The sequence below is a fragment of the Nevskia soli genome (genome assembly GCF_903970205.1).
Taxonomy (GTDB): domain Bacteria; phylum Acidobacteriota; class Terriglobia; order Bryobacterales; family Bryobacteraceae; genus Bog-113.
The window spans coordinates 1-10621 of the sequence record NZ_CAJCHS010000324.1 but is presented as its reverse complement, the minus strand read 5'-3'; the positions used below and the strand labels follow the sequence as shown (position 1 = coordinate 10621).

The following is a 10621-nucleotide window of genomic DNA, read 5'->3' as shown; positions in this document are numbered from 1 at the left end:
AGCCACCGCAGTCCACACCAGTTTGTAAATCTCCTCCACGGTCTGGACCGGCGCGCGAATTACGCCCATAACAACTCACATTGAAGCACTTTCCGTTGCCATGCCTATTCGCCTCAATACTTTATGACCCAGTAGTACTAGCAGCCCGTGGTAGAAGTCTCAAAACACCGCTTGCTTGCGCGCGCGGCTCAGTAGGATCAATCAGTTACAGAGCCGCGACCGTGAGGAAGCGGGTTTCACCACGGGCTGCTAGTCAGCACGTCGCTATCCTGACAAAGGATGGCTAGTGCGACAGATTTTGACGCGGGGGACACAAATTCAGACAAGCTAACGGCGAGCCGCGATGCGCGCGTGTCGCTCGCTCTCAGCTTCGTCATCGGCGCACTCGTCGGGCTCATCGTCGTCGCGTTCATCCTCCTCACCGGACGCCTCGCCGCCCGCATGTACCCGCCCGGCAGCGCGGCGTGGAGGCGCGTGCTGACGCCCATCGCGGGCGCGCTCATCTCCGGCTATCTTCTGTTCCGGTTCTTCCCTGACGCGCGCGGAAGCGGCATTCCACAGACGAAATACGCCATCTTCCTGAACGACGGGCTGATCACGCTGAAGACCGCGATGGGCAAGTTCCTGTGCTGCGCCATCTCGCTCGCCAGCGGCATCGCCCTGGGCCGCGAAGGCCCGTCCGTGCAGATCGGAGCAGGCATCGCCTCCGTGCTCGGCCGCCGCTTCGGCTTAAGCAAGAAGAGCGTCCGCGACCTCCTGCCCATGGGTTGCGCCGCCGCTCTCGCGGCCGCGTTCAACACACCTATTGCCGCCGTACTCTTTACCCTCGAGGAAGTCCTGGGCGATCTCCACGCTCCGGTGCTTGGCTCCATCGTGATCAGCTCAGCGACTTCCTGGATGCTGCTGCACTTAATCCTCGGCGATCAACCGCTGTTCCACGTACCGGCCTACAAACTGATTCACCCGGTGGAATTTCTGATCTACGCGGTGCTGGGCGTCGCCGGAGGCATCGGCTCCGTGTGTTTTGTGAAGCTGCTTCTGTTGATCCGCCTCGGCTTCCGCCGCTTCCCGCGATGGACGGTCTGGATGCAGCCCGCAGTCGGCGGCATTGTCGTTGGCTTGCTCGGTTTGTATCTACCCGAAGTGCTCGGTGTCGGTTACGACTACGTCGAGCGCGTGCTCGGCGGCGACTTGGCAATCCGGACCGTAGTGCTGCTCATCTTTCTCAAGATCGTCGCGACGGCGGTCTGCTACTCGTCCGGAAACGCGGGCGGCATCTTCGGCCCGAGTCTCTTCATCGGCGCCATGATCGGGGGCGCGGTCGGCTCCGTTGCCCATTACTTCTTCCCAGCCGTCACCGCCGGCCCCGGCGCCTATGCCTTAGTAGGGATGGGCGCGACGTTCGCGGGAATCATCCGCACGCCGCTGACCTCGGTGATCATGATCTTCGAACTCACGCGCGATTACACCATCATCGTGCCCGTGATGATCGCAAACCTGATCGCGTTCATCATTTCTTACCGCTTGCAGCGGCAGCCGATCTACGAAGCACTCGCGCATCAGGACGGCATCTTTCTGCCCACCGAAGAACGCGGCGCGTCCGGCCCGACGGTCGGAAACGTCATGCGCCCTCTGGACGACACTTCAGTCGACGAAGCACGCGCGCTCGCTTCCATGCAGCAGGCCGGTGTCCGCGCATGGCCGCTAGTCGACAACGGATGCATGACCGCGATGATCGACCGCGATTCCGTCAGGCTGGACAGCAAAGCCTTCGTCCATTCCGATCACTCGCTCAATGTCGCGTTGGAGCGCATGGGCGCGGCGAAGGTCGACGTTCTACCCGTCGTGAGCCGCGTGGATCGCGATCGGGTGGTCGGCATCATCACCATGCCGGATCTGCTGGCCGCGTATGGCGTGGGCCAGAGTCGGTTATGACCTCCCGTTTATGATTCGACTGTTTCGCTGGGTGTCCGCGCACTTCGCCACGCCGCGCCTGCTCATCGAGATCACGGCGATCGCGGTGGCTCTTTACGGCGTCGATCAGTTCCTCGCCTCGCTCGAAACACGAGAGCTGAGGACGGAGGCCCGCCACGACTTCGATCGCGGAGAATCGCTCCTGCAACAAGGGCGCGCGGCGGAGGCGATCGAGCTCTTTCGCCACGCGCACGTGGAGGATCGCGACAACCGCACCTTTGCTCTTGGTCTGGCCGACGCCTATCTAACCGATCACCAGCCGGAGCGCGCGCAATCCGGGCTCGAAGAACTGTTGGCGGCCGATTCCAATGACGCGGAAGCGAACCTTCGCATGGCTCGCGTGATGTCCGAAGAAGACGATCCCACCCGCGCGGATTCCTATTACCACCGTGCGATCTACGGCGTGTGGCATCCAACCCAGAGCGCCCCGATTGCACGGGATCGCACGGCCGCGCGCATGGAGCTGGCCGCATGGCTGGCCGGCCGGCATCAAAATCGGGAGCTGCTCTCGGAACTGTTGCTTCTGGATCAATCGGCACGCACAGATCCCGCAGTCGCGGCCCAGCTTCCGGCGCTTTACGCCGAAGCGGGTGACTTGAATCGCGCCGAATCGTCGTATCGCACGCTGATCCGCTTCAACCCGAGCGATCCCAAGGTTTACGCCGGGCTCGGCCAGATTGAGCTGGACCGCGGGAATTTCCGCGGCGCGCGGGAAGCGTTCGAACACGCCAGCCGGCTCGACCCGGATCAGGGTGAATTCCAGCAGAAGGCGCAGATCGCCGGGCGCGCGCTCGACCTCGACCCCACCTCACGCCACCTCGCCGGTTCCGATAAGCTGGCCCGCAGCACGGCCATCCTGAACATGGCCGTAGCGGCGGCTCAAAACTGCCCGTCGGTTGAACCGGAAGTTGTTCAGGCGGGTGCGGCGTTGCTGCACGGTCACGCCCCATCGGAGTCGAACGATGCTTCCGAAGTCCGTCTTCAGTCCGCTGAAGATATCTGGCATGAGCTGCCTCCCAGTTGCGCCAGTCCCGAAGACGCCGCCGTTCTCTCCGCGATAATGCACAAAATGGACCAATAAACCGCACTGGCAATCCGCGTGCACCATTGGGAAGAGATGTCCGTTTTCAGATGGTTGACTGGTTTTTCCGCTGCTGTCCTTGTATTCGTTTGCGCTCCCCATTTGCGGGCCGAACGTCCCGATCTCAGCGGTACGTGGGTTCTCGATACGAGCGCTTCCGCGTTCAGTGCGAACCCTCCGACGGGCGGCACGCTGACCATCCGAAAACAGGGCAAGACGCTGCATATTGCGGAAGCGTTCACCATGCCGAATGGCGACAAAAGCCGCGAATATGACTGGAAGGTGGACGACACGTTTCATCCGGTTGGCGCCGGTGAAGGCGAAGTGCTCGCCAAATGGGACCACGATTCTTTAGTCGGCCAACGCCGCACCGGGGATGGACAAAACATGGAAACTGTACGCATGACCGCTCGCGATGCGAACAGCATGACCGAAACCGTCGTCCGGCCCGACGGCCAAAGCGCTCTGGTCTGGCGCCGGCAGTAGCTTATTGCGTCATTGCGACGCCCACCAACGAATCCGCGCAGCCGTAATAGAGGATCCAGCGGTTGTGAAACCGCACGAGCCCCTCGGCGAAAGTCGTTCCCGCCGCATATTGTCCGGACTTCTCGAACGGCATCTCCGGCTTGAAGAACGGCTTCTCTAACCGGCTGAGCATTTGCTTCGGATCGTAGCCGCGAAACAGCGCCTGCCCGACCGCATACGCGTCTTTCGCAAGCTCCGGGTCCGAACTGTTCTTGCCGTTATAAAGCACCACAATTCCGCGATCCGTCAGCACCGGCGGCGGTCCCGCTTCCGGAAAACTACTGTCGAACTTGCCGTCGCGGGGACTGAGCACGTCCAACAAGTCACCGCTTGCATTCTCTACTGGCGTCCAATCGATCAGGTTCGCCGATCGCGCCAGGTGAACGTTTCCTTCCCCCCAAAACATCCAATACGTTCCGTCGATCTTAGCCGCCATCAGACGACCGCCGCGAAGCTGCGTCACGATCGCCGCCGACTTATATTGCAGATCCTGATACTTGCCGCCTGCTGCTTTCGCGAGCATGGGCCCGTGCTTCACCCAATGCACCAGATCGGTCGACGTCGCGACCCCCGCGTCGTAGGTCTTCCGGTTCCATTGCGTGTACGTCATGACGTAGCTCCCGTCGGGAGCTTCGACGATCCTCGGGTCTTCGCAGCCGCCCGGCCACTCGCGCGCCTTCTGATCGTCTTCGTCGGGATAAAGGACCGGCTCCGGCCTCCGCTTGAAGTGGATGCCATCCGTGCTCTCAGCCAGTCCGATTCGCGATGTATGGCCTCCAATCGCCATCTCGCCCGAATCGTCTTCCGCCCGGTACAGCACGTAGATCTTTTCTTCCCTCACAATCGCAGCCGGATTGAAAGTGTGTAGCGCCTCCCAGTGCACCGGAGCTTTGCGTACCGGGCATTGAAAGACCGATTCAGGCCGCGGCTCGATCACCGGGTTACCTTTGGCCGGCCGCTTGAACGCGCCGATCTCCCAGGCATGTTGGCCAAGCAGAATCGCACCGCCTGCCAACAGGGCAACGGCAAAGGCAGCGGACTTCCGTCGCAATCGCATCAGCGCGAATCTTATCATTTGGACTCAGCCCACCGAACCTCAGCGAATCGGCGAACCCCGGGGAGTTATCCTAAGCGAACCTCTATGGATACCGTCTGCTTTCTTCGGACTGCGATCCTTTTCGTCTTCGCGCTCGCCGTACCCGCCGGCGCCGGCCAGACCCTCTTTTACACCGGTGATCCGACCAATCAGGAAAGCATCGGCGACTACTACGATCCGCTCGGGGGCCCGCTCTCGCTCAGCGAGATTTACGAGCCGTTCACGGTCACAAGCAGCGGTGGCTGGGAGATTAATTCCGTGTTTTTCACCGAACTCGATCTTGCAGCTAATCCGATCTGCAGCGCCGAATGGTCAATCCGCTACGGAGTGGCGCCGGGGTTCGCAGGCGTCGAAATCGCAGGCGGAACGTCTCAAACACTAGGGACTTCGGGCACGACCACATTGACCGTCAGCGGTCTGGACGTGATCTTAGCGCCGGGCACCTACTGGCTGAACATTACTCCGAATTCCGAGACCGGCCGGCTATTCGCAGATGCTACGTCGGGAGAAAATTCAGTCGATGCGGACCTTCAAGGCGCAGCCCTTTGGTACGAGCCGGGGGTCCAGCATTTTTCCACTACGAATCTGGATTTCAGCGCCGGCGCGACCGGCGAAATCGTTCCCGAGCCTTCCATGTTTCCGCTTTTGTTAGCAATCAGTGGAGCTTGCGGCGCGGCTCTGATATACCGGCAACTCCGAGCCGGCTAATTTCCCACGCAGGCGACCAGGAGTTCCGGCTGCCGCTCGGTCTTCACGACGTGACCCCTGCCGATCTCGCCAAGAAGTACCTGGGCGAGTTCGTTACGAGCTACGCGATAGTTTTTCGCTGCCGCTTCCACGCGCGTGCGAGCGGCGCTCACTTCGGCGCTGTCACCGTCCACCTTAGCCGCGCGCTGTAACGCTTCCGCCTCGCGCATCAGGGATTCCCACGCGCGCCGATAGTTGCGTTGTAGTGTCCCGAGCCGTTCGCGCTCCGCGATGTTCGAACTCATAACCCATAAGACGCGTTCCTACTGGGAATGGTTCGGAAAAGACGTGATGTTTCCCGAAACTTTATCGAACCGTGATGCGTACGAACAGCACCCACATGCAATTCTTTTATGGGCCCAATTCGCGAACGAGGGTGTTGCTTAAAAAGGAATCTGACCGGCGTGCAGAACCTTTGACTTGGGCGGCTTACCGGCCCGCGCCCTTAGCGCTTCCAGTCCGCTCATCATTAGGATTGCGACGGCCTCTTCGTTTTCAACGGATTTCAGGCAGGGGCTACACCAAAGTAGATGCTCCTCTAATTGGATGACCTCGGGATCATCCTCGGCGAGCCGCTTCCGAACGCTCGCGAGAGCATACGACTCGATGGTCTCTGGAGTCGGATGGAGAAGATCTTTGGGGTATTCCTTTTGATTGTGAATCACGGTTTGGGGTCTCTATGGTTGCGGTCGCGCGCGAGCCTGGTCCTCAAAAACAGGATAGCCGATTTCGACGTTTCTGCCGAAAAACCGTCTCCTCTGTTCCATTTAGGCACACGGCTCAAGTGCGCTCACGCCATAGACGTACCTCCAGCGCGTCCAGACTCTCACTCCAGGTTCTCAGCTACGTACGAAACACCGCCCAGACGTGGCAATTGGCAGACAGAGCATTCCGTCCAGCGACGCGACTTCCTTAAGCTGCGTTGTTCTGAAAATACCCGACATCGAGTCACATCCTGTTCAATCCGGCAAGGCGGAGGCTGTGCTGAGCCGCGACAGCAATGGAGCTGGTGCTCCGGAAGAGAACCTTCGTATGCTTTTTACCGCGCGAGAGCGGAATGCTTCCTCGTGCCCACCGCTCCGTAGCCGTCGCGGCTCGGAATGCGGTATTTGCATCGTTCTAAATACTGGTCTGCGCGCCTGCTTCCGCGTTTTCATTCCCTAGGGTGGCCGCGGGCTGCGCTGCTCTGGCGCTATGCGCGGCGACGGCGCTTGACTTATCCGCACAGACCTTTACCACGCTGCACAGCTTTGACCGCACCGATGGCGAAAGGCCTATGGCGGCGCTGATCCAAGTCACCAGTGGGGACCTCTATGGGACCACGAATTCCGGCGGGTCCGGCGACGGCGTTGGTTTCGGCACCGCGTTCGCAATCAGTCCGAGTGGAACATTCAAGACCATAGACGAGTTCTGCTCTCAAACGAACACGTTAGACGACCGCCTGGACGGCGCGTCGCCCACCGCGCCTTTTCTCCATTGCGCCGACGGTGCAAACCCCGAAACACCGCTGATCCAAGCTCCCAACCGCGATTTCTGTCGCAAAGCGGATGTGCGGACGGCGCGAATCCCGGTGCGGGCCTAATCCACGCGACCAATGGAGACTTCTACGGAACAACCAGTTTCGGCGGGCTCTCCGGCTGCGGCGTCTCGGGCTGTGGCACAGTCTTCAAGGTCACCGCGGCCGGCGCGCCGTCCCGTAGATTGTGCCGTCGGTGGCTTGGATGAGCACCGCGTTGGGTGAATATCCGTCCGGGCACATGGCGCCAAAGCCGTCTTCACGGTGGTTTCGAAATCCGACATTACCACCACGGTCCCCTCCGGCGCGACCACCGGAACGATTGAAGTCGTGACGCCGAGCGGTACGCTGTCGAGCAACGTGTCCTTCCAGGTGCAGTCATAGAAGCACGCGGCCGTATCGAGTCAGCGCCGCAGGAACGACCCCGCCGGATCGAGCGTAATGGAACCAATGGATTGATTGAACGTCCAGCGGAAATCCGCATCTTGAGAAGACGAATGAATCCACCGGACTACCGGACTTCCGCCAGCCGTGATAGTTACCGGAAAATCCGCCGAGAAGTCCTCGGGTACGTCGGTTTGCGTTAGCGTTCCACTAACAACCGTCCCGTGCGGGGTCTTAGTGACTTTACTGGATAGTTTTAACTTCGGAACACCCGTGCTGGAAACCCATTGGTCGAAGAAGTCGACTAACTGCCTGTCCGGAGCATCGGCCGGCATGAACTCCGCGCAAAGCTGCCGGAACTGGTCGGTTGTTATGGCGCGGAACGCATACCTGCGGCGGAGTTCAGCCAGCATTTTCCAGAACGCACCATTGCCTGAAACGTCGCCGGCGCCATCGCCCATGCGCGCGGCCAGCATCTGGACGACCCATGTCCCTTTGCCGTAAAGAATCGCGGTCCACTTAGACTTACCTTCGGCTTCCAGGCGACGCCCTTGCGTCAGCGGCCCCGTGGACTCCACACTAACTCCGGTAGACACGGGAGCGAGTAACTCTCTGCGATACGCCTCCATCAGGCTATCCACTGCGGCCTTACCCACCGTGTGCCGCAGATACTCCATCGCCGAGTAGTTGGCCAACGCCTCCATGATCCATTCGTCGTGATAGTCGACGGTGGTGACAATGTTCCCCCACCATTGGTGCGCGGCTTCATGGGCCTGCATCAGCTGGGTAAAGAAGACACGCGTTTCCGGGGTAGCCGCGGCCAGGTCGCCCGGAGCAGCGTAAGCATAAGTCGATAAGTAGATCAACCCCGCGAAACCTTGTCCAAAGGTTGCCGGAATCGGCGAAACCTCCAGACGGCGCAGCGGCGGCGGACCGAACCGTTCCGTGTAGAACGCCATCACGTCCGAGATATCGGCGGCACGCGCATCCAGATCGCCGGGCGCTTCGGCATTGGCGCAAAGTTCCACAGTGAATCCGTCGCGGACAACGGTCGACCGCCGGTAATGTCCGAAATTGAACCCGGCGAACGGAATGGGCGCATCCACGCGGCGCTCGATCACGCGCGTGTCGCCCTCCACCGCGTCCCGAATCGGTTCGCCCGGCGCGACCAGGTCGAATTCGCTCGGGAAGTGGAACGTCAGGTCGAATTGCGCGAACTCCACGGGGCGATGCGGATACCATCGCCCACGCGACCCGACAAAGTACGTTCCGGAAGGGCCGGCGGTGATGACATCGCCTTCGTGCGTGACCGCCACCTCGTGATCCACGCCTTTCTTTAACGCTTCGCCCGGCACCAGCACCAGAATCTTGTCGCTTTCGTCTCCGTCATCCGCGCCCACCTGCGTGGCGAACTCGGCAGGCTGGCCATCCACCTCGACGCTGACCACGCGCATCTGCCGCGAGAGGTTGAAATCCAGGGCATGAAGATCGTGCGTGAGCTCGTGGACGGTGAATCTTGACACCACGCGCATGTGCAGCGCGCGATCGATCCGCGCATCGATCTTAAATTGTGACGCGGCAAACTCCGGCGCGGCCGGCGCAGCCGATTTCGGGCGGTAACTCGTCCAGATCTCGAACCGGGCGCTCGAGCCCGACCCTTGCATTTTCCCGGCGAGAACCGGCTCCGGCGCGCGCGGATTGTAAGTGACTTCGAACGCCCCCAGCGTTTTGCCCCCGAGGATTGCCGCGAAATAGCCGCTTTTTTGACGCTCGGGAGTCATCAGGTCCAGCAGCATGAAGGTCGCGAATTGCGGCGCGAGCGCGGAAACCACGGGCGAATAGCGCGCGGCGAGTTCCGCGCCTTTGGCGGGATCGCGGTGAATCCACTCGCTGCCTTTCATTTGCGCTTGCAATTCGGCGGCGGTATCGTCCGCGAAATAAAACACGGCGTCGTTGAGATGTTCGTCCAGATTCGGCGCGTGTGTTTTGGCCGCCAGATTCACGCGCTCATCGCGGTTGGGAGGAATCAGCATCACTTCGCCATCTCCCGCATCCACGGCGCTGCTAAACACGGCGGCAACGGGCGCGCCGGCCACGGGCTTCGAGAAGGCCAGAAATCCGTCGGTGAGATAGAAGCGAACGTCGCCGCGCCGAAGAGTGAGGTCGCGGACGCGATAGCAGGCATCGGGATCGATGGTGATGGTTCGAATCGACTCGAGGACAGCCGCGGCAGGGCCGGCCGCGGTTATGGCGGATCGCCCCAGGGGTGCGGCGGTGAAGGAGGCGGAAATGAGAATCAGGACAGCGCTGGATCGCACGGGACTGAGCCGATTCTATCGCCTGGGCACGCTGCGTGGCGCCGTCTAAGAGTTCCAAGGATCGAAAACGGTGAGACCCAAGCCGTCAAAATCCCGCACATGCGATCAAGCCGTCCGCGACTTTGAGTGGCCGGCCTTTTAGCTGGCACGCACCGGCCAGAATACCCCAGCGTTGGGCGACTTGCGAACTTACCGGCAGAATGCGCCCGTCGAACCACGGACCGAGCTTCGAGTTTATCCACAGCTGCAGGTCCCTGCGGCGCTTGCTCTCGGGAAGCCTTGAAAATCTCGCCCAACGAAATCACGCTGAAGAATAGATGCCCATCGTCCGTGTTATCCAGCCATGGCTCCACGCGACGTTCTGGTATCGGGCGCGTCAATTCCGAAGGAATATTCGTATCCAGCAGCAAGTTGGTCACAGCGCCCCTGGACGCCCGCTATCCGGGTCTCGTTCAAATTGCAGATCAAGCCCTCTGAAGGGAGACTCCGCAAACAATTGAGCAAGACTCTTCCGTCCCTCCGGCCGGCGTGCTTCTTCTTGGATGTCGCTCTTAAGTTCAACATGCGCGGCATCTCGAAGAACCTGTTCCAGGTAAGCTTCCATCGACTTCCGGTTTGACTTCTAATGTCAGAGTCGCTGGGCGCACTTCCTGCTTCTATTGTTACGCAGTTAATGGATGTGGACGGAACCACGCCGTCAACCCGCCTTGTATCCGCGTAACTGCTCGGGCTTCCCCATTACCTCGCGCCTAGTCTTCTAAGGAACTCGCGCAAAACGGATCGCGCCCCGCGCCGCCAGGCGTCACTAGTTCCTCTCTGGTTTGGCGGCGCGGGATCGCGCCCTTTGCGCTTCTGAGGATGATAAATCGGCCGCGAGCAGCAGTGGTGGTAGATTGGTGGTATGAAAGTCAAGACCTCGGTAACACTGCCGAGCGCGCTTCTCGAAGAGATAGATCGCGTAAACCCGAATCGTTCGGCGT

Annotated in this window: 9 protein-coding genes; 5 read left to right on the top strand and 4 right to left on the bottom strand. The window is 60.7% G+C overall.

From position 1 onward, the window contains the following. Positions 1–279: 279 nt before the first annotated feature. The 3 genes from H1Y01_RS14170 to H1Y01_RS14160 all read left to right on the top strand — a co-directional run bounded on the left by H1Y01_RS14170 (position 280) and on the right by H1Y01_RS14160 (position 3541). Complete coding sequence (locus H1Y01_RS14170) at positions 280–1935, top strand: chloride channel protein (protein ID WP_180541163.1); 1656 nt, start codon at positions 280–282, stop codon at positions 1933–1935. A 10-nt stretch (positions 1936–1945) separates the two neighbouring features. After that, the gene (locus H1Y01_RS14165) at positions 1946–3055 is read left to right on the top strand and encodes a tetratricopeptide repeat protein (RefSeq protein ID WP_180541162.1); all 1110 of its coding nucleotides are present in this window, start codon (positions 1946–1948) and stop codon (positions 3053–3055) included. Between the two features lie 102 nt (positions 3056–3157). Then, a complete protein-coding gene (locus H1Y01_RS14160) occupies positions 3158–3541 on the top strand; it encodes a hypothetical protein (RefSeq protein ID WP_180541161.1) in 384 nt (127 codons plus the stop codon). Position 3542: 1 nt separating this feature from the next. On the opposite strand, the gene H1Y01_RS14155 is transcribed toward H1Y01_RS14160, so the two are convergent. Continuing rightward, positions 3543–4637: a glycoside hydrolase family 130 protein gene (locus H1Y01_RS14155; protein ID WP_219341552.1), complete on the bottom strand. Its 1095-nt coding sequence runs from the start codon at positions 4635–4637 to the stop codon at positions 3543–3545. 84 nt (positions 4638–4721) lie between these two features. Between H1Y01_RS14155 and H1Y01_RS14150 the strand changes: the two genes are divergently transcribed. Continuing rightward, entirely contained in the window at positions 4722–5384 is a 663-nt protein-coding gene (locus H1Y01_RS14150; protein ID WP_180541159.1) for a hypothetical protein, read from the top strand. On the opposite strand, the gene H1Y01_RS14145 is transcribed toward H1Y01_RS14150, so the two are convergent. Both H1Y01_RS14145 and H1Y01_RS14140 read right to left on the bottom strand, forming a co-directional pair. Continuing rightward, entirely contained in the window at positions 5381–5668 is a 288-nt protein-coding gene (locus H1Y01_RS14145; protein WP_180541158.1) for a hypothetical protein, read from the bottom strand. The genes H1Y01_RS14150 and H1Y01_RS14145 overlap by 4 nt on opposite strands. A 138-nt stretch (positions 5669–5806) precedes the next feature. Further along, entirely contained in the window at positions 5807–6088 is a 282-nt protein-coding gene (locus tag H1Y01_RS14140) for a hypothetical protein (protein ID WP_180541157.1), read from the bottom strand. A gap of 500 nt (positions 6089–6588) precedes the next feature. On the opposite strand from H1Y01_RS14140, the gene H1Y01_RS14135 reads away from it, so the two are divergent. Beyond that, positions 6589–7005: a choice-of-anchor tandem repeat GloVer-containing protein gene (locus H1Y01_RS14135; RefSeq protein WP_180541156.1), complete on the top strand. Its 417-nt coding sequence runs from the start codon at positions 6589–6591 to the stop codon at positions 7003–7005. 338 nt (positions 7006–7343) lie between these two features. On the opposite strand, the gene H1Y01_RS14130 is transcribed toward H1Y01_RS14135, so the two are convergent. Next, entirely contained in the window at positions 7344–9641 is a 2298-nt protein-coding gene (locus H1Y01_RS14130) for a M1 family metallopeptidase (protein WP_180541155.1), read from the bottom strand. Positions 9642–10621: the final 980 nt, after the last annotated feature.